The sequence below is a fragment of the Fodinibius salipaludis genome, from assembly GCF_002287075.1.
Taxonomy (GTDB): domain Bacteria; phylum Bacteroidota; class Rhodothermia; order Balneolales; family Balneolaceae; genus Fodinibius; species Fodinibius salipaludis.
Window position 1 is genome coordinate 1 of record NZ_NSKE01000003.1, and the last position, 19,697, is coordinate 19,697.

At 41.9% G+C, this 19,697-nt stretch carries 17 protein-coding genes and 1 pseudogene; 8 read left to right on the forward strand and 10 right to left on the reverse strand.

Translation table 11 applies throughout. The annotated features are described in order from the left end of the window. A pseudogene (locus tag CK503_RS04215) lies at positions 1 to 217 on the forward strand (IS256 family transposase); the annotation flags it as partial. Between the two features lie 60 nt (positions 218 to 277). Here the strand turns inward: CK503_RS04215 and CK503_RS04220 are convergent. The 3 genes from CK503_RS04220 to CK503_RS04230 all read right to left on the reverse strand — a co-directional run bounded on the left by CK503_RS04220 (position 278) and on the right by CK503_RS04230 (position 4,542). Beyond that, complete coding sequence (locus CK503_RS04220) at positions 278 to 2,503, reverse strand: PAS domain-containing sensor histidine kinase (protein ID WP_095605553.1); 2,226 nt, start codon at positions 2,501 to 2,503, stop codon at positions 278 to 280. A gap of 223 nt (positions 2,504 to 2,726) precedes the next feature. Then, positions 2,727 to 3,977 carry a beta-ketoacyl-ACP synthase II gene (gene fabF / locus CK503_RS04225; protein WP_095605554.1) on the reverse strand — a complete coding sequence of 417 codons (1,251 nt, stop codon included), beginning with the start codon at positions 3,975 to 3,977 and terminating at the stop codon, positions 2,727 to 2,729. A gap of 199 nt (positions 3,978 to 4,176) precedes the next feature. Further along, complete coding sequence (locus CK503_RS04230) at positions 4,177 to 4,542, reverse strand: nuclear transport factor 2 family protein (RefSeq protein WP_095605555.1); 366 nt, start codon at positions 4,540 to 4,542, stop codon at positions 4,177 to 4,179. Between the two features lie 158 nt (positions 4,543 to 4,700). Here CK503_RS04230 and CK503_RS04235 point away from each other — a divergent pair, with 158 nt between their 5' ends. After that, positions 4,701 to 5,051: an AtuA-related protein gene (locus tag CK503_RS04235; RefSeq protein WP_095605556.1), complete on the forward strand. Its 351-nt coding sequence runs from the start codon at positions 4,701 to 4,703 to the stop codon at positions 5,049 to 5,051. A gap of 111 nt (positions 5,052 to 5,162) precedes the next feature. Here the strand turns inward: CK503_RS04235 and CK503_RS04240 are convergent, their stop codons facing one another. The 5 genes from CK503_RS04240 to CK503_RS04260 form a co-directional block, all read right to left on the reverse strand. Further along, complete coding sequence (locus tag CK503_RS04240; RefSeq protein WP_095605557.1) at positions 5,163 to 5,759, reverse strand: MarC family protein; 597 nt, start codon at positions 5,757 to 5,759, stop codon at positions 5,163 to 5,165. Positions 5,760 to 5,777: 18 nt separating this feature from the next. Then, positions 5,778 to 6,353, reverse strand: coding sequence for a DUF2911 domain-containing protein (locus CK503_RS04245; RefSeq protein WP_095605558.1), 576 nt, complete (start codon positions 6,351 to 6,353; stop codon positions 5,778 to 5,780). A gap of 39 nt (positions 6,354 to 6,392) precedes the next feature. Beyond that, positions 6,393 to 9,263, reverse strand: a complete 2,871-nt coding sequence (locus CK503_RS04250; protein ID WP_095605559.1) for a TolB family protein — start codon at positions 9,261 to 9,263, stop codon at positions 6,393 to 6,395. A gap of 126 nt (positions 9,264 to 9,389) precedes the next feature. Continuing rightward, a complete protein-coding gene (gene trhA / locus CK503_RS04255; RefSeq protein ID WP_095605560.1) occupies positions 9,390 to 10,055 on the reverse strand; it encodes a PAQR family membrane homeostasis protein TrhA in 666 nt (221 codons plus the stop codon). Between the two features lie 58 nt (positions 10,056 to 10,113). After that, positions 10,114 to 10,539, reverse strand: a complete 426-nt coding sequence (locus CK503_RS04260) for a hypothetical protein (protein WP_095605561.1) — start codon at positions 10,537 to 10,539, stop codon at positions 10,114 to 10,116. 72 nt (positions 10,540 to 10,611) lie between these two features. Here CK503_RS04260 and CK503_RS04265 point away from each other — a divergent pair, with 72 nt between their 5' ends. The 5 genes from CK503_RS04265 to CK503_RS04285 all read left to right on the forward strand — a co-directional run bounded on the left by CK503_RS04265 (position 10,612) and on the right by CK503_RS04285 (position 15,623). Further along, positions 10,612 to 12,147 (forward strand): S41 family peptidase, encoded by a 1,536-nt coding sequence (locus tag CK503_RS04265; RefSeq protein ID WP_095605562.1) that lies wholly within the window; start codon positions 10,612 to 10,614, stop codon positions 12,145 to 12,147. 208 nt (positions 12,148 to 12,355) lie between these two features. Then, the gene (locus CK503_RS04270; RefSeq protein WP_095605563.1) at positions 12,356 to 12,874 is read left to right on the forward strand and encodes a ComEA family DNA-binding protein; all 519 of its coding nucleotides are present in this window, start codon (positions 12,356 to 12,358) and stop codon (positions 12,872 to 12,874) included. A gap of 4 nt (positions 12,875 to 12,878) precedes the next feature. Further along, on the forward strand, positions 12,879 to 13,310 hold the full coding sequence (locus CK503_RS04275) for a hypothetical protein (RefSeq protein ID WP_095605564.1): 432 nt from the start codon (positions 12,879 to 12,881) through the stop codon (positions 13,308 to 13,310). Positions 13,311 to 13,563: 253 nt separating this feature from the next. Further along, on the forward strand, positions 13,564 to 14,454 hold the full coding sequence (locus CK503_RS04280; protein ID WP_095605565.1) for a DUF72 domain-containing protein: 891 nt from the start codon (positions 13,564 to 13,566) through the stop codon (positions 14,452 to 14,454). A 77-nt stretch (positions 14,455 to 14,531) separates the two neighbouring features. After that, positions 14,532 to 15,623, forward strand: coding sequence for a Gfo/Idh/MocA family protein (locus tag CK503_RS04285; protein ID WP_095605566.1), 1,092 nt, complete (start codon positions 14,532 to 14,534; stop codon positions 15,621 to 15,623). Positions 15,624 to 15,756: 133 nt separating this feature from the next. Here the strand turns inward: CK503_RS04285 and CK503_RS04290 are convergent, their stop codons facing one another. After that, a complete protein-coding gene (locus CK503_RS04290; protein ID WP_095605567.1) occupies positions 15,757 to 17,067 on the reverse strand; it encodes an Nramp family divalent metal transporter in 1,311 nt (436 codons plus the stop codon). A 120-nt stretch (positions 17,068 to 17,187) separates the two neighbouring features. Beyond that, a complete protein-coding gene (locus CK503_RS04295) occupies positions 17,188 to 18,378 on the reverse strand; it encodes an RtcB family protein (RefSeq protein ID WP_095605568.1) in 1,191 nt (396 codons plus the stop codon). 151 nt (positions 18,379 to 18,529) lie between these two features. Between CK503_RS04295 and CK503_RS04300 the strand changes: the two genes are divergently transcribed. Next, positions 18,530 to 19,669 (forward strand): baeRF7 domain-containing protein, encoded by a 1,140-nt coding sequence (locus CK503_RS04300; RefSeq protein ID WP_095605569.1) that lies wholly within the window; start codon positions 18,530 to 18,532, stop codon positions 19,667 to 19,669. Positions 19,670 to 19,697 lie beyond the last annotated feature (28 nt).

Consider the following 19,697-nt stretch of genomic DNA (forward strand, 5'->3'; position numbering starts at 1 on the left):
GGTGGAAGGCTATCACCGGCAACTGCGAAAGGTCACCAAGACCAAAGGCGCGTTCACCAGTGATATGGCTCTGCTAAAACTGGTCTATTTAGCCACTAAAAACATTGAAAAGAAATGGACATCGCCCTTGCAAAACTGGGCCTTAACTGTTCAGCAGCTGGCTATTCGATATGGCGATCGGCTGCCGTTGGACTTAACCCGTAACCACGAAAAATAAACAAACCAGACAGAGTTTAGTTTACACACCCGAACAGATAAAAAGAGGAAAGGTCATTGATCAGATATTGGCACTGCCAATACCCTTTATTTCTGACTTTTCAAATTGTATATAAAAAACTGTTCCCTTTCCCGGAGATGTATAGCTATAGGTAGCTTCTAATTGTTTAGCAAGGGTGTCAATCAGGCGATATCCTAATGAATTGCTATTCTTAATATCAAAATCTTTGGAAAATCCTACTCCATTATCCCGGATGATTAATGTTAATTGCTCGTTATTTTCTGATTGATTAATAGTAATTTTACCCGTTTCTCTTCCCTTAAAAGCATGTTTGATAATATTTGTAATTATTTCATTAACAATTAAGGAACAGGGGATTGCTTGGTTTAAATTTAATTGAATGGGTTCAAGATCCAGATCAAGAGTAATATCTGTTGGTATCTGCATGGTATCAATGATCTTGTTAACCAGCGCTCTTAAGTTTTCAGAAAAATCAAGTTTTGAAAAATTGTTGGATTGATACAATTGTTCGTGAATCGTTGCCATAGAACCTATTCGCACGACACTGTCCAGTAACTTTTCTTTTAATTCCTCATTTGTTTCTTCAAAGACCTGTAACTGCATCATCCCAGATACTACAGCTAAGTTATTCTTAACCCGGTGATGGACTTCAGCTAAAAGTATTTCTTTTTCTTTAAGAGTCTCCCTTATTTTTTCTTCCTGTTTTTTCTGTTCTGTTATATCCTGAGCAATACCTTCAAGTAATTTTGCATTTCCCTCGTCATCTCTGTGAAGCGTTATGCGTTCCATAATCCATTTTACTTTACCATCCGGGGTAATAATTCTGTGTTCAGAGTCATAAAAACTTTTATCGGGGAAAGCCTCTTCTGCGTCGACTATGAACATAGCGCGATCTTCGGGATGAATGGTTTCTAAAAATTTTTCAAAGGTAGGGTCAAAACTTTCAGGATTCCGCTCCCATATATTATAAACCTCTTCGGTCCATTCTGATTTATCTTCAACTAAATCATGGGTCCAATAACCCATTTTGGCTATTTGGTGGGCTGTTTTTAGCTTTTCATATGCTTCTTCCAACTCTTCTTGGTCTTTTTTCTTTTGAGTAACATCTTCCAGTGTTCCATATACTTTGGTAACCTTTGCACCTTCGGTTTGTGGAAAGCCATTAACACGTATAATTTTATTTTCCTCCGCACGCGTTAAAGTCAGTTCTATTTCGTATGATTTTTTATGACTTATAGCCTTTTTTAAAGCGCTATCAATTTTGTCAAGTGATTGTTTGTTAAATAATTTTTTATTGATTTCCAGATCTAATGATTCAACTTTCGATATTTCATAAATTTCATAGGCTTTGGGAGTCATGAAAATTTTTTTAGTCATAACGTCGTACTCCCAGCCGGCAACACCCGAAATTTCCTCCGTCCGCTCATTGATTAGTTGGAGTCGACGTTGTTCAGTAATATCCCGGAAATACGCAGAGATACCTTCTTTTGTAGGATAAACATCAAACGTAAACCACTTTCCCCAAGGCTCGTAATATTCTTCGAATGAGGTTGGAACTCTTTTGTTCATTACCTTTTTGAACTCGGGATAAAATTTTAACTCTTTCCCCTCGGGAAAAGCATCCCATATTTTTTCTCCAAGAATATCTTCCCGTTTTATACCCAGAAGATTTTCAGCTTCTGGATTCCAACTTGTTATGACCCAGTTCTTATCTATTTCATAAAATCCATCAGTAATACTTTCCAAGATATGGCCTTTTTCTTCGTAGTCCTGTTGTGACTCTGTCTTATCTGGAATAGATTTGGCTTGTTCTTGACAGATAACCAAAACACCATCGGTATCACCATTTTGATCTGTAACAGGATTAATATCATAAATCCATGAATTCTCTTTAGGTGTAGGTATTAGCTCTCTACAATGAATGGATTTTTCTTCGTAAAAAATCTGATTGATAGAAGGTTTAATAGAACTCCAAGTTTCTGGCCATACCTTTTCCCCTTTTTTACCTATTGCTTTTGTGTGTATGTCTTGAGTATCCAAAAAGGGGACAAAAGCGTCATTATAAAAACAGTTAAAATTGGGCCCCCAAAATAATATCATAGGAATATTGGACCCTAAAACAATTCCGAGAGTGGTTTTTAAATTGGGCGGCCAAGTGATATAAGCACCCAGAGGATGGTCAGACCAATCATTAGACTGTATAAATTCCCCGACTTCCCCACTATTACTCAAAAATTCAGGATATGGGTTCTTTTGTTCTGTCATAACAATAAGGAAGAATTGCCCAAATGCATAAAGGGGTATTAATCAGCATAATATCTTTTATCAAGATATTACACCCATGGCCCATGGGCAAAGTTATTTATCTAATAGAAAAGAATAGCTATTTAATGCAAATAGGGCAAACCCTACAACTATCGGGTTTGGGTACCCCCCCCTTAAAGCAGTAGAGGAATTAATTAGAGAAGGACAAGCAAATATTAAAAGGTTATACCTTTTTAAAAACCACAATACCATTGTGACCACCAAAGCCAAAGGTATTGCTCATCACCACATCCACCTGCTTCTCTCTGGCTTCACCCAGCACAATATCCAGTGACGAGGGAATTTCCTCATCAATATTCTCCGTATTAATAGTTGGAGGAATTACACCGTCGTTAATTGCTTTAATGCTGGCAATGGCTTCAATAGCTCCGGCCGCACCGAGCAGGTGTCCTGTCATCGATTTTGTAGCTCCGATAGTCAAGTGATCGGGAGATTCTCCAAATACGTTAACAGTTGCTTTTATTTCGCTGATGTCTCCCACAGGGGTAGAGGTTGCGTGGGTGTTCAGGTAGTCAACCTCTTCAGCATTGTGCTCACCGTCTTGTAGTGCCTGTTTCATAGCGGCAGTCGCTCCCTTTCCTTCGGGATGGGTGGCCGTCATGTGATAGGCGTCGGCGGTCATTGCAGCTCCGGTAACCTCAGCATAAATGTTGGCACCGCGAGCTTTGGCGTGTTCATATTCTTCGAGGATAAGAGTAGCTGCCCCCTCTCCCATTACAAAACCATCGCGGTCTTTATCAAATGGACGTGAGGCTCCTTTGGGATCATCGTTGCGCTGCGACATGGCACGCATAGCCGAAAATCCACCGAAAGAAGCTTCGGTAATTCCTGCTTCAGAACCGCCGGTGATCATAACTTTAGCTTTACCCCAGCGGATGTAATTAAGTGCATCCATAATGGCTGTGTTCGAAGTAGCACAGGCCGAAACGGTAGCATAGTTGATACCCATGAGCCCGTATTTCATAGAGATAAGACCCGGCGCCATATTAATGATCAGCTTGGGAACAAAGAAGGGATTAAAGCGCGGATTAAAGTCACGCTGCGTATAATTCTTTACTTCTTCTTCAAAGGTCTTCATCCCTCCTTGACCGCTACCCCAGATGACCCCCGTATCAAAAGGATCCATTTCGTCAAAATCGAGTCCGGAATCCCTTACAGCCTGATCAGTAGAAACCAGCGCATATTGGCTATAGGGATCCGACCGGCGAATCATGTTGTGTTCCAAGTGGTCGGCGGGATCATAGTCTTTGAGTTCGCAAGCAAAATGCGTGCGGAATTGGGAAGGATCAAAATGGGTGATACGATCGGCACTACTCACGCCATCGGTTAAATTGGACCAAAATTCATCGACAGTATTTCCAAGGGGTGATAATGCTCCCAATCCGGTGACAACTACGCGCTTTGGTTTGCTCATTGTGAAAAAAGAGAATTTATTTGAAGTAAATGTATGTGCTAAAAATTGATGAGGTGAAGCGCGTGGAAATTACGGATTCTTTCTCCCTCAACCAATTTGATATCGGGAAATAGAATAAGAGTAATAAAATAAGGGTATGAATAAATAAAAAAGCCCTCCTGTTAAAGGAGGGCTTAGGTAACGGGTCTATGGGAGTGTGTTAGTCCGTCTGTGTACCATAAAAACGCTCGGTATCAATTTTATCACCGTCCCAGTGCTGTACGGCAACTTGCTCAAGATCCATAGGTTCGTCGGTACCTTTAAAGGTAACGGTCATGGTAGATTCAACAGCTGTAATTCCTTCGTCTTCGTTAGCGGTAATACCTTTGACTTCGATACCATGAAATTCTTCAACGCTGCTGAAAAACTCGTTTTCACGTTCGCGATTGGCATCTTTACCTTCTACAGCGGTACCGTCTTCTAAGATCATAGTAACATCTTCGGCATAATACTCTTCAAAAGCATCCATTGCTGTTCCCTGGGCAATGTGATCGTAAATGTCAGAAATTTTATCGAAATAACTCATAAATGCTATATAGTTTGATATTAAAGTATCTGTGAGTATATATAACGGAGGTCGATGAAAAATCGTTTACGCAAAAGAACATTTTTTTGGTTGCAGGGGGGCACGCATCAATCTATCTTTACCTATAACAGAAAACAGAATGCAGAGCACAAAAAATTATGGCTACAGTTAAGCTCATCGATATTGCACATGGACGCAGCGGCGACAAAGGAGACGGCAGCAATGTGGGAGTAATTGCACGTCACCCGGATGTATATCCCTTCTTAAAAGAAAAGCTCACTGCTGATGTTGTTAAAGAACACATGAAGCATATCTGCCAAGGAGAAGTTGAGCGTTTTGAATTGCCCAATATCGGGGCACTTAACTTTGTACTGCACGAAAGCTTAGGCGGTGGCGGTACGGTATCCCTGAAATTGGATGCGCAGGGTAAAACCCATGCCTCTATGTTATTGAGAATGGAGCTGGAAGTACCGGATGAGCTCTTGGAGAAAGTGAAAGAAAAAGCGTAAATATTTACTACTATAATTGAGTCTTGATGTAGTTAAATGCCCGATATTTTCGAAGTAGTGAACATTTATATTAATTGGTCTTTACAGTTTTTGGCAATTCTTCACGATTAATTATCCTGCCATCTGACGAATTCCATCATAAATAAATTGGATGGAAAGTGCCGCCAGAAGCACCCCTAAAAATCGACGGAGAATCTCATCTCCTGTTCTCCCGATAATCATTTTGAGATATTTAGATGTAAGCATCAAAATAAAGGTAAGTAGTAAAATAGAAAGAATAGCTGCAATAACTGATAGGTTGGCGGATGTTTCTGAAGCCTTGGAAAATAGAAGAATGGATAACGTGAGTGCACCCGGTCCGGCCAGCAGCGGGATAGTCATAGGAAAAACTGATATATCCTTTTTGTGAGTGGTATCTTCGTATTCTACAGCTTCAGTAATCATATTAAAAGCGGTATAGAATAAAAGTAGTCCGCCGGCAATACGCAGCGAATTGATGTTGATACCCAGCTGATCGAGTAGCGGTTCTCCATAATTGCCGAATACAATGAGCAGAAAAATTGATATTAAAATTGATTTTACAGCCATCATCCGGCGATGATGCTTTTCCCCTTCAGGAATAAGGGAGTGAAAAATCAAGGCAGCACCGATGGGATCGATAATCACAAAAAAACCGGTTAAGGCATTTAGAAAAACAGCTAAATCCATATTGAGTTACGACTTTTACTAATTAGAGAATTCAACGGGGATTCTAACCTCCGTCTGATCCCATTCCATAATAATGTTGGTTGAATCTTCCTGTATATCAGCAAAGCGAATAGTAAAGGCTTCGGTAACTTTTTCTGTGTATTGGGATGGAACATTAACTCGAAGAACATCGTGGGCTGAGTTGTAATCGAAAGCACCCCATTGTCCTAATTTACTGTTTAGGATAATGGTCCAATTCCCATTTTCTTTGGGGATACTGAATAAAGCATAAGTTCCGGCCTCAAGTAACTTATCGGCAAAGGTAACGTCTCTGGTAGTTGTCAGCTCGGTTGCTTCGTTGGCACCAGTTCTCCATACCTCATTATAAGGAACTAACTCACCAAAAATTTGGCGACCGTTTTTGTAAGGTTGACCATATACAATCTTGATATAGGTATTGCTTGGTTCATGAGTTGTTTGGGCAATGGCAATGGGACTTTTCCGCCGTTCGCGGTCCGGTTCCTGAGGCTGCGACTCTCCGCATCCTGTCAGTAAGAAAAGCCCGATCAAAAAACTTGGAATTACTTCTCGAAAAAAGTAAAATGGCAGTTTCATAGGATGTTGATAAACTAAAATTCTGAGGTAAGTATACGTTTAAAAATCTCCTATAAAAAATTGTGTCTGGTTACGAGTGGGTTCGTATCCAAAACCGAAACCAATATTGAATCTAAGATTTGAAATTTGAAAATTTGTCCGCACACCAATCCCAAAAACAGTGCGTGAATCCTGATACCAATTAGAAAATGTAGGATCGGTAACCGTATTAGAAAAAGCGACTAAATAAATATTGCTCAAGTATAAAGGGAGTAGCAGTCCACCGTCATCAACATACGTGACAGGAATAGTATAACGAGTATTAAAGCTCAAAAGATTAGGTGAATTAGGGAGAACAAAATCAGAGAATCCATCGGAAACGATGGATTGATTATCAAAAAGCAGTCCCGATTGCGTAAGTCCGCGAATCCCAACTCTTAACGATTGATTCCACCGTTTGAGCGGTGCAACAAAACCATAAATCCCTACCTGCAGAGCTGTTGCATTGGGGGGAGAAAAAGTAATTTCATTATTCGAGGATTCAAATGTAACCTCATCACCGGACAAGTAATGTTCGAATTCAGAAAATACCATAATACCGGTATTGGGTTGGAGATCCCGAACATTTTGTTGGAGGCGGTAATTAAACTGGCCATATATATTGCCGACAGAAATATTGGCAAAATCAGAGATCGAATTGTCAAAATCTGCGTCAAAAAAGCGCACTTGTGATCGACGAATTTCAGGCTCTACAAATAGCGAAGTGCTGTATATATTTTGATTGATATTTACTCGCATTGGTACGCTCATTGCCAAACTTCGTTCTTGCCGGCCTAACAGCCCAATGTCCGAAGCCGAACGGTATGAAGGCTCGTTGAATGCACGAAGTTTTATCCCCGGCCAAAATGATTTGTTCTGGTAGGTGATATCATACCATCCTCGCTCTTTGAAGTAAGAGACATCCGCGGAGTAAGCTTGGGTCGACAATGTATTTGCGCTGTGAAGCGATATTCCGGCCTGGTATTCATTATTGTTTGAAACTTCTTCAGCAAATGGTAAAAACGTACGCGGCTTCAGCCAGCCCAAACCCGATGCATATGAGTCCGTTTGCCAACTTGCAGAAGCTTGGGCAACAGAATCAGAAACAAGATCTGTAAACCCGGTCGCACCTTTTGGCAACGGCGTTTGCCAGAGCCTGCCCTTTACTGGTTTTTGTAAAAATGCTGTTCGCTCCAGCACTCCCGGTAGCCGCATATTCTCTTTTTGTCGAACAAAAGCAACCCGGTTACCGTCCGGGCTGTAGCTCCCCTCAAAAGCGTTGAATTTTGAATCGGTTACCTGCAGAATTTCTTGCTCTGAAAGATGATATTCGTAGAGCTGCATGGTGCCCGAAAAATCACTGCTGAATAACAATTTGTTGTCCTCCGGATGCCATTCGGGATCAAATATTGATCCTTGTTCAAAAGCCACATCAGGCGCCCTATTTAATTGCTCAGATATCTCATCTCGTCCTGTAATCCACAGGGCTTGCTGCCCGTTTTTGTTGGATACAATAGCCAGTTGTCCGTGGTTTGGGTGAGCTGCCACAGTTTTAATCTCGTGATTCGGTGCCGAAAAAACCTCTCGCTTATCGCTGTAGTCAGAGCTGTCCAACGTCACCAGCTTCGAGCGGCCTGGATGTGATTTGAGGGCAAGTAGCTCATCTCCATTAAAAGCGGGAGCATACAACCGGGCGTTTTTGGTAAGCTGCTTTTTCTGATGGGTATTAAAATTATACTGTACTAATTCAGTTTTGGTCGTATTATCGTAAAGCGGATTGGTTTCGTAATAACTGAAGATCATCTGAGAACGATCGGAAGATAGATCATACTGGAAATCGCTAACTGAATTTGTAGTGATCAGACGACGAATTTTCTTGTTGGGCAAATCATAGATATAGAAACCGGAACGAGCATTGTAAAATGATCCGTAGAAGATTAGTTCGGATTCGGACAGCCAATCAGGCCGTCGGATTTCTGCTCCCTTGTAAGGCAAATCCAATTCTAAGAAGCGAGAGCCATTTTCGTTCTCCGAAAGTCGGTCTTTATGATAGGCTTCGAATCGGTTGTAAAGCTGCCCCGGCCACAAACTGGTAGTATGACGCAGGGCAACACCGTAGCCCAAGAATGGGAAATCCATATAAAAACCCAGTGTCTTTCGGGTAATACTATCACCAAATTTGGTGTGGAGCCAGTCGGTAAACTCGTAACCTCCAATATAGTGCCGCCCAAATGGTTGCGTGTAGCTGGAGGTCTGCATTAGCTGCCCCATCGACCAGCGTTGCCCGCTTTTAAAGGTAGCATCAAATTGATTGGTAAAAACAGGGTAATTGCCTCTACCACCGTCCCTGGTAATCTGTTCTGTTTCGTGATAAACGGCAATACCCTCGAGCATGCCCATTGGAATGGCAGCGTGAAACATGCGTGCCAGGTCGGGTGAAAACAGGCTGACGAAACGTGGGATATTGTAATCTCCAAGATTGTTGAATTGCAGGGCATGTACCAGCTCATGCGGTCCCACGTTAGCAAGCCAATTTCCCGTTTGGGGATTCAGTGACTTGCCTTTGATGGGGGGGAGTTCAATTTCCGAGCGGAAGTTATAGGGCGTCACAAATCCGTTGGAGCGATCATTGTAGTTGTTTAAAATGATGGGAAAGTTATTGAGCTCACCCCCGACAATATCTTGTACTTTTGGATACTGTGTTTCTAATATTTGTGCCAGATCAAAGGCTTGGGACTCATTTTTCTGGGCATAAATAAACTCAAAATGAGGGGTATTTAGCTGTTGCCAGTTCTGGTTAGGCGGACGATGCTGGGTGGAATAGAACTGAGCAAAAGAGGAAGCAGAAAGTAGGAATATAAAACAGAGAGTTAACAGTGCTTTGCGAGCCATGCTTCCGTTATGGGTAGTTATTAAAAAATAGAATCTAATAAATATTTGGGGCAATCATCAATATTAGGTTTATAACCGGGTTTTAATTTCTACTTATAGGTAGGAAAACGTTGATTCAGAAACGCTCTATCCCGCGTATCCGGGCAGGTAATAATAAATAGCCCAGAAATGCGAAAAGGTGCCGGCCATTACAAACAGGTGCCAGATTTCGTGATGCCCAAACCAGTTAGGTATGGGATTTGGTTTTTTAATGCCGTAGATAACGGCACCAAGCGTGTAGGCCAGCCCACCGAGAGCAATCCAGATTAAAAAGGCCAAGGGCAATTTCTCTATCAGGGTGGGAAAAATGATGACGGCCAGCCAGCCCATCCCCAAATAAAATAAGGTAGAAAGCCAACGCGGGGCATTCATCCATAAAAACTTTTTGATGATACCAATAATTGCAAGGCTCCAAACTGTAGCAAAAAATCCCCACTTCCATCCCCCTTCAAGTACCAGTAAGCAGATGGGAGTATAAGTCCCGGCAATGAGCACATATATCATGCTGTGGTCGAGCTTTTGCAGCAGTTCCAGGGTCTTCTGTTTTACAGGCAGGGCATGATAAAGCGAGCTTGCCGTATAAAGAAGGATCATGCTAAGGCCAAATATTGAAAAGGCAACGAGCTGACTTACAGAACCGCTTTGAAGGGCTTCGTAAATGAGAAACGCTAATCCTATTACAGCAAGAATGGCACCCATTCCATGGGTAAGAGTATTGATAGGTTCTCGAATATAGTTTAACAGTTTTTTCATTGGTCCTCAGAATATTGACCAAGATAACAGTTTATCTGGTTACAGGGAATACATGTATTTAATTTTTTGAAGATTCCCAATCAGAAATTTCAATAATTTTTTCTTCCCCGTCTTCGTTTATATATACTAACCGATCTGACTGGGAAACCGTTTCCGAAGTTTTTGGAAGTTTGGATGAAGAGCGAATGATCTTTCCAGAAATTGTTTTATTCCCATCCGTGGAGTCAGAAACTGATGCAGAAAGTGATTTTCTGTTGTTGTAGATAATATATTCTGGCGTGAAATCGGAGGGCCAATTCTTTACTGTAACAGTTAGATCGGTACCTACTTCCGGCAGGTCGGAATTGCCAACAGGTGGATGGGACCAGTTATCGTAGGTCGCATTTAAAATCTGAATATGTTCATTACTTGCTGTATTTTCTGTAGATGAACACCCTGAAGAAAACAGAAATATTGATGTTGTAAATAAAATTATAAACTTCATTGGGAATAAAAGTGATCTGGAATTAGTTTTATAAGTATATAACAGCTATTACTTAATATTAGTACAAAAGTTATGAAAAATTTGCGATTAATCTGGGTTTTGTTGCTTGTATTAATGATTGGAGGGTGTGACCTTTTTACAGGTTCTGATGATGAAATCAAAGAACCTACAGCTGAGAAGAAGTTTATGTGGAATGCCATGAATTACTGGTATTACTGGCAGGGAGAAGTTGATGAATTGGATGACGAATTTAATGACGATAAAAGTAAATTCTATAACTATTTAAATAATAACTCTGATGCAGAAGAGTTGTTTGAATCCTTACGCCATCCCGAAGATGATTTTTCCTTCTTTATCGATGATTATGAAGAATTCCAAGACGAACAGGATGGTGTTTATGCTGCGTTAGGGTTTAATTATGGATTTATCAGAATCTCACAAACAGAATATATGGGCTATGTTCGGTATGTAATCCCGAATACGCCGGCAGAGGAGGCGGGTTTTAAACGATTGGATCTTTTTACTGAGGTAGATGGAAATACTATTACCGAAAATAACTATTTGGATCTTTTAACCAGTGATTCTAATCACGAACTTACGATGGTTCATTTAGAAAGAACGGAGGACGATTTTACTATCGTTGAGGATTCTACTGTGTCTGTGAACTCGGAAGAGGTGGTTGAAGATCCGGTTTTAAAAACAGAGGTGATTGATACTGCTGGGGTAAGTATTGGGTATATATCATATAATGCGTTCAGGGATAATTATCACTCTCGACTTAATGAAGTTTTTGGGGAATTCCAGTCGCAGAATATTGATGATCTTGTACTCGATTTGCGTTATAACGGAGGGGGATCGGTATTAACGAGCCAGCTTTTAGCCAGTTTAATATCTGGATTGGGAAGTAATGATAAATATGCAACGCTGGCGTATAATGAGAAGAGATCAGAAAGAAGCCGGGATTTATACTTTTTGGATGAGGTTCCGTTAAAGGATGAAGATGATGAGTTTAACAATTCTGAACCCATAAATAACCTTTCACTTTCAACAGTTTATATATTAGTAAGCAGAAGTACGGCATCGGCAAGTGAGGCTGTTATTAATAGTCTGAAGCCATATATGGATGTAACAATCATCGGATTGAAAACCGTAGGTAAAGATGAAGGATCGTTAACGTTATATGACACTTCGCCCCCTTATTTAGATGATTCTGATGCTAACCCGGATCATAAAAAAGCGATACAGCCTATAGTTACAAAAATTATAAACTCACAAGGTTCAGATTACCCAGATGGTTTTGCTCCGGATGGATACGTTAATGGAGAATGCGCAGAGAATGCGGATGGTAGTGATGTAGTTGATAATTGTATTAACGAAATAACGGTTGATAATTTAATTGAAAGGCCGGCACTTGGTAGCCCTGATGAGCCGCTATTTTCGCGAGCAATAGATCTTATTATCGGTCAAACCGCCAAGCAAAAACAGGCTACAGAAACGCGTTTGCCCACACTTCGTGAAATAGAAATAAAAAATGGAGTACAAGATCTAAGACCTAATGGTAATGGCATGTATATTGAGCCTTTTATGGTACCAACAGATGAGAAGTGATAAGCGACGGCAGATATAAATTTTTAAAGGGGAATCAGAAAAATCTGACTGATTCCCTTTTTATTTGTTTGATTAACGAATAGCTCAATATCCTTATACATTGGAAATATAAAAACATATTTTATTGATAAAATGGGCTGATAAAGGTTATCTTCTTATTTAGATTTATTCCATATTAAAACATCAATTAAAAAATCATATTTCGGCAATGAAAAAATTATTACCAAAAAAAATACCAGCATATTTATTAGCAATTATTATGGTGACCGCAGTGGCTTGCGGCGGTAGTACTGAAAAAGAGTCCGATTCGGATCAGAAAGAAACTACAGTACAAACGGATACAGCATCCACTCCGGAAACCAAGCTAAATATTAATACTGCAGACGAAAAAGCCTTTAGAACCATCCCGAATGTTGGAGACAAAATGGTACACGAATTTGAAGAATATCGTCCCTATGTTAGTATCCAGCAATTCCGAAAGGAGATTGGAAAGTATGTCGATGAAAATCGGGTAGCGGCTTACGAGAAGTATATTTATGTGCCTATTCATCGCAATGACAGTGATGTTGCTACGGTAATGCAGATTACTGGGCTCGATGAATCGGAAGCTGATGAACTGGTGTCGGGTCGTCCTTACAAGACCAATCAGGCATTCTTGGATGCATTGTCTTCTTACGTTAGCGAAGAAGCGTTGACTAAGGCTGAACGTTACCTTAAGTCAGAGTAGGGATATGACAAATGAAGCAATATTACAGCGGCTGCGCCGATTTTTGTTCGGTGTAGTCGCTTTTACTTTGATTGGAATTGTTGTTGAGCTAATCCTTCTTGAGCATACCGAAGAAACATTGCAGTGGATTCCTTTTATTGCTTCTATAGTAGGAGGAATTTCGGTTGCTACGGCATGGCTTAAACCGAATGGGATAACGCTTAAAGCGTTCCGATGGATAATGGTCGGGATGATTGTGATCAGTTTTTTGGGAGTCTACTTTCACTTTCAGGGGAACCTTGATTTCATCCGAGAAATAAATCCCTCTTATTCTCTTTCGGAGTCAATTTGGCCGGCAATAAAGGGATCATATCCACTTCTGGCCCCCGGTGTGTTTTTCCTGGTAGGAATTCTCGGATCAGCAGCAACATATAAACACCCTAAACTGGAAGAGTAGTCCTTGGATTATATTTGTACGGCTCCTTTAAATTCCAAAGAACTGCTCTTTTATCAGCCACAGTTGATCTTGCTCTCTCCTCGTTATTGTAGAGTTATACACTAATTTGTACGTCATTCTATAAAATAGCTTTCGCCTATTACACGCTATGCCTATTTTGAGTGAGAAAGTATGTTGTAGATGAAATCTTATATTTAGATTTATGGCCCTCCCATACTACAATAACTAATCGAAACAGGCAGAAAAACCATTTATGAAATTTGGCAGCATTGATAGTCCCGCAGACCAAAATCTTTCGCTACCAGAAAGTCATCCCGAAACAAAAAAGGTGCTTTCTGCTCATGGTAATTCTGATACCCCGAATGTCTTTGTGGGGTGCGCGAAATGGAATAAGAAGGATCTAAAGAATTTCTATCCCAAAGGCGTGGGAGATGAGCTCGAATATTATGGAAAAAATTTTAATTCCGTGGAGCTCAACGCTACTTTTTACAATACGTTCGATGAAGATCAGATAACAACGTGGTACAATAAAGTGCCGGCAGGATTTAAATTCTTTCCCAAGGTAAATCGCTATATCAGTCACTTGAAGTGGCTGAATGGAATTGAAGAAGCTACTGATAATTATTACGACAGCATCGTGCATTTTAAAGAGAAATTAGGAACCATTTTTCTGCAGCTGCGTGGGAATTTTAAACCAAAGTTTTTTGATAGGGTCGCTAATTTTGTGGAGTATTGGCCCGATGGTGTGCCTTTAGCTATAGAATTCCGCCATCCTGATTGGTTTGCTGATTCCGGAGTAGCCGATGAGCTTTATCAGCTGCTGGAAGAAAATAATGTAGCTAATCTAATTACGGATACAGCGGGTCGGCGCGATCTGCTGCACATGCGTCTGACCAATAACGAAGCATTTGTCCGGTATGTGGGAGCGAACCATGAAACGGATTACAGTCGCCTCGATGAGTGGGTAGAGCGGCTAACAACCTGGAGTGATCAGGGACTTGATAACATCCACTTCTTTGTCCATCAGAATGAAGAGCGAAAGTCTCCTGAACTGTCGGCCTATTTTATCGAAAAGCTAAATAATGCTCTGGGAACCGATTTGGACTCTCCCAGGCTTCCGGGCGATCAAAATGATCTTTTTTAAGAAATGAGTTAATAAAGGGTAATCGGTCGTCATTCGTTAGAATAACCATACACCGGTATTGAATAAAAGGGAATATTATGGCTAACGATTTTTCCAGAAAAGATTTTCTTAAAACCGCGGGAACGGCCTTTGCTGCTGCCTCATTTGGATTTCCCAACATCCTTTTATCTAAACAAAAAGAAAAGCTGGGGGTAGCCTTGGTGGGGTTAGGCAGCTACAGCACAGGACGATTGGCTCCCGGATTGCAAAAAACGGAGCACTGCGAACTGCGGGGCATTGTAACGGGATCTCCTCACAAAATTCCAAAGTGGCAAAAGCAATATAATATTCCCGATAGCAATGTATATAACTACGAAAATATGCACGAGGTGGCCAAAAACGATGATATTGATATCATCTATGTGGTTACACCGCCGGGACTGCATGCCAAGTATTCGATTATTGGAGCCGAAGCTGGTAAGCATGTGTGGTGCGAAAAGCCTATGGCGATGAACGTGGAAGAATGTCAGTCAATTATTGATGCGGCCAATAAAAATGGGGTTTCACTCTCAATCGGTTACCGCCTGCAGCATGAGCCCAACAATCGCACGATCATCCGATATGGAAAAGAGGAAACGTACGGCGCAGTTCAGGAAGTAAAATCAGGAGCAGGATATAATGGTAGCCATTCGGCTGATAGCTGGCGCCGTGATCCGGAGCTGGGGGGCGGTGCGCTGTATGATATGGGGGTGTATCCCATTAATGCATCCCGTTATTCCGCAAACATGGAGCCGGTTGCAGTCCGTGGGAAACAGTGGTCGGAGCGTGATATTTACAACGAGGTGGATGAATTTACCGAGTTTGAGCTCGAGTTCCCTGATGGCGTCATGGCTTTTGGCGAAACCAGTTTTGGCAAATCTACAAATTACTTAAACGTAGATTGTACGGATGGATGGTACCGCCTGCAGCCATTTCAAACATACAGCGGTGTCAAGGGTGAAACCAGCGATGGTAAGGAACTACCACCGGACCCTCACCATCAACAGGCGCGGCAAATGGACAATGAAGCCCTGGCTATTAAAGAGGGTCGTGATCCCATCGTCCCCGGGGAAGATGGATTGCGAGATATTCGAATTGTTCAGGCCATCATGGAATCATTCCAAAACAGTGAAGCTCGAATATCGCTCTAAAAAAATTGAGACTATTTTAGGATAATTAATTTTGAAGCCTAAATACCACGGGTAAACTGTATTGTACGCGTACCGGAACGCCGCGCTGGCGGTTGGGTTCAAACTCCTATTGTTTTTTGATGGAGAAGATACTTTACATCAGAAGTATCCAGTATAGATATACCAAGGCGAAACCAGTCAAAAATACTAATCCACTCCAGCTGAGCCACTTAAGCCAGGGTTTGGGTTTGCAATTATCAGGCATGTGATCCGCGGTTACCAGCTTATAGTTGAGATACGCTAATACAGGTGCAGTTAAAAATGATAAGGTAGTAGCCAGATCAACCATCAGGGTAAAAGAATCGCCCAGAAAGTAGAGTACGCCGAGAGAAAGCAGAGAAATAACAACAATAAGTATGCGATATACGGTGAGGTTATCTTTATCTTGCATAGTGTCTGGCATGAGAACTTCCAGCATGTTGCGACTTACGCGCGGATAGGCGTCGGTGACGGTGAGCGTGGTACTGAACATAGTGGTAAAAGCACAGATGATGATCACCGGATAGAGCCAATCACCGAGGCTTTCGGTGTACAATCCAAGCAGCTGGTTGGCAAAAACAGCTCCGCTGCTTGCATACTCTTCTCCACTTCCGTACATAACGAGTCCGCCGAGCAGAAGAAATCCCAGTGCTAATAGCGCGGCACCGATGTACCCGATATTAAAATCGAGCAGTGATTCTTTAAGCTTGGGACGATACTGGGTTTGTTTTTCGCGCTCCAAGGTCCACAGCGAGTGCCAGGCCGCAGCATCAATCGGAATCGGCATCCATCCCATTAAAGCAATTAAAAACGAAACTCCGGCCACATCCCATATGTTTGGATAGTAGCTGGAAACTTCGTGTTGTCCTCCTTGAAAAAGAGCTGCCCCCAGGGCAACAATTGTTGATACGGCAAGCACAATCATAATCAATTTTATGGCGCCGTCGAGGGCTGAATATTGTCCCGAAATAAGCAGGAGAATACAGATGCCCAGTAGTATGGCGCTCCAGGCCAATGGAGAAAGGGCAATACCGGTAAGCTCGGCAGCCAGGCTTGCGCTTACAATAGTGACCGCAGCTTGCACGGCAAACATAGTGCCAATGGTGAATATCACAAAAATGCCAATAGCCCACTTTCCCAGCCTGTTGTATCCCTCAATCATGCTTTCGCCGGTGGCAATGGCATAGCGAGGTCCGTATTCTAAAAAGGGATATTTAAAGAAGTTGGCCAGAATTAAGGCCCATACCAATGCAAAGCCATAGGTAGCCCCGGCACGTGTGGATTGTACAAGGTGCGAAACACCGATGGCTGCCGCCGCCATTAGGAGTCCCGGGCCTAAACTCTGCTTTATCCCCTGCCAACGATCTGTATCCCTGTTTTTTTGTTCTTCCTTATCCTGCACAGCAGATGGTGACTCTTCAGCCATATCAGAAATCTGTGGTTAGAAAACTTTTCAAATTGAAATGAACAATAATAAAAATGGAAATGAAACAAAAAGAGATGGTTTTTATCACCAAGAACTCGATACGGTGAGAAAGATCAGGGGTTATATCATAGTATTTGGGATAAATTGTTCTGGCCCATCCATTACCACTCCAATGGGATTGAGATAATGATGAATGTTTATAGTATCCTGATGATAATTGAGTACATCATTAAGTTGGCGGTATACTTGGGGCGCTTCATCGAGTCCGCCGCCGCGCAATTCCACACCTTGTTCTTGTAGCCGATCATAAATCATGTTGGGCTTTATGGCAGATTTTGAAAGGTTGCGACCGCGGTAATCACCTTTGGCCTGAGTGCGCGACATCACACGTCCCGCCCCGTGAATAGTAGAGAACAGAGATCTTTTACTTTGCTCTGATTCAACTCCTTCCAGGATAACCGAAATATCGCCCATACTTCCGCCAACGAATCCACGCTGCCCGGGGAATGCCGGCGTAGCTCCTTTTCGAACGACAATCAGTTCTTGTCCATCGTGTTCTTCTTTCCATGCAAAATTATGGTTGTTGTGAACTTCATCTAAAATGGTAGCATCAAAAGCTTCTGCCAGGGTATGACAGACCCATTCGCGTCCGGCATAGGCATAGCGCCCGGCAAGGTTCATGGCGGCAAAATAGTCTTGTCCCAGCGGCGTATCGAGATCGAGAAGCACTTCCTTTTGTTCAAAACTGGCATTCCAGTCTTTACCCCGGGAAAGATTCATAAATCCCCGGGCTGTTTTATAGCCAAAGCCGCGACTGCCGAAGTGAACGCCAATCCAGATATGATCGTCTTCGTCGTGGAACAGATCTACATAGTGATTTCCGGACCCTACCGTGCCGAGTTGTTCGCGGGCGGTCTGTTTTAGCGATGAGGCTACCTTTTTATTTGGAAAGGCATCCCATTCGGGAGCATCAAAAATAGGGTGGTCACTCGGGGCGTCGGGATTTTGTTTCCCCACTCCGAACTGTATACGTTCTTCAATAATGTCTAAAGCAGCAGAAGTATCAAATGAAGAAAGAGCTTTGTCCAATTTTACGGCCATGTTACCACAGCCAATATCAAAGCCCACGCCTACCGGAGATACCTTATTCTGATAAGCCATAACTCCGCCAATTGGCATAATATATCCTACGTGGGCATCAGCCATAAGGGCGCCGCGCTCGGCTCGCATCAGGACATCATGAAATTGCTTAAGCGTATTTTCATCGGGCTGTCCAAAGACTGGTTTTTCCTCGGTCGATTGAGAAACCATTGTAATATCTATAGCTTTATTTGGTTATACTACCTTTACAAAATAACAGGAATCAGCTTAAAAACGATTAGCTGGCTTTGAATTTTTAAATATCAAAAACTGTTTTTAGATAACAAGCTGGCAGTTAATTAAATATTATTTGGAGGTATTTATGATTACGCGTGAAAACATCCTCAACCTTGCCCAAAAAGAAAGTGACCAATGTATATCTATTTATTTACCTACGCATAAAGCCGGAGAGGAGGTTCAGCAAGATCCTATCCGGTTAAAGAATTTGCTCACACAGGCTGTTGAGCAATTAAAAGACAGAGAGGTTAGAGAGAAAGAGATTGATGGGCTGCTGGATGAGGCCAGAGAGTTGTTGGATAATCCTAAATTTTGGCGGCATAATGATAAGGGCTTAGCATTATTTTTAAGTGATGATGAGTTTGAATATTATCGCATTCCGCATGCGTTTAAAGAGCGGGTGATGGTAGACGATCACTTTTTAATTACTCCGCTGGTGCCTATGATTACGCTGGAAGGTACCTACTGTATTTTGGCACTCAGTCAAAAGAAAATGCGGTTGCTGAAATGTACAAGAGCCAGTGTTGAAGAAATAGAGCTGGAAGATGGTCCCAATAGCCTGGAAGAGTTTTTGAAGTATGATGTTAATGAGACAAACCTTCAGCATCATGCCGGTCAAGGGGCTAATGCTCAGGCAATTTTTCACGGACAGGGTGGATCGAGTGATACCAATACCGAGGAAGTTATAAATTACTTAAAGGCTGTTGAAAATGAAGTGACTTCAATTCTTCGCAAACGCAATGATCCCTTGATTCTGGCGGGAGTGAACGAGGTAATTGCTGAATATAGAAAAGTCAATAATTATAGTCGACTGCTGGACCAAACCGTTTCGGGAAATCCTGATCCCAAAAGCAATGATGAAATAAAAGATGAGGGCTGGAAAGTTATAAAGTCGTATTTCTTGAAAGGGATGTACGAAGATATTGAGCGATTTGGCGACCTTTCCGGGTCAGAAAAACAGTCCGACAATTTATCCCAAATTGTTGAAGCGGCCTACTATGGTAAGGTTGAATCGTTATTTGTGCCGGTTGGAGAACACAGCTGGGGCTGGTTTGATATGGAACGCGATACGGTACATCACAGTGCAGAACCCAAGAATGGGGAGCATGATTTGATAAATATGGCTGCCATCAAAACATTAACCCAAAGCGGTAACGTGTATGCGCTCGATAAGGAAGATATGCCCAATGGATCTTCAATTGCGGCTATCTTTAGGTATGCATAATAATATCTGGTTAATGTGATATTTCTTA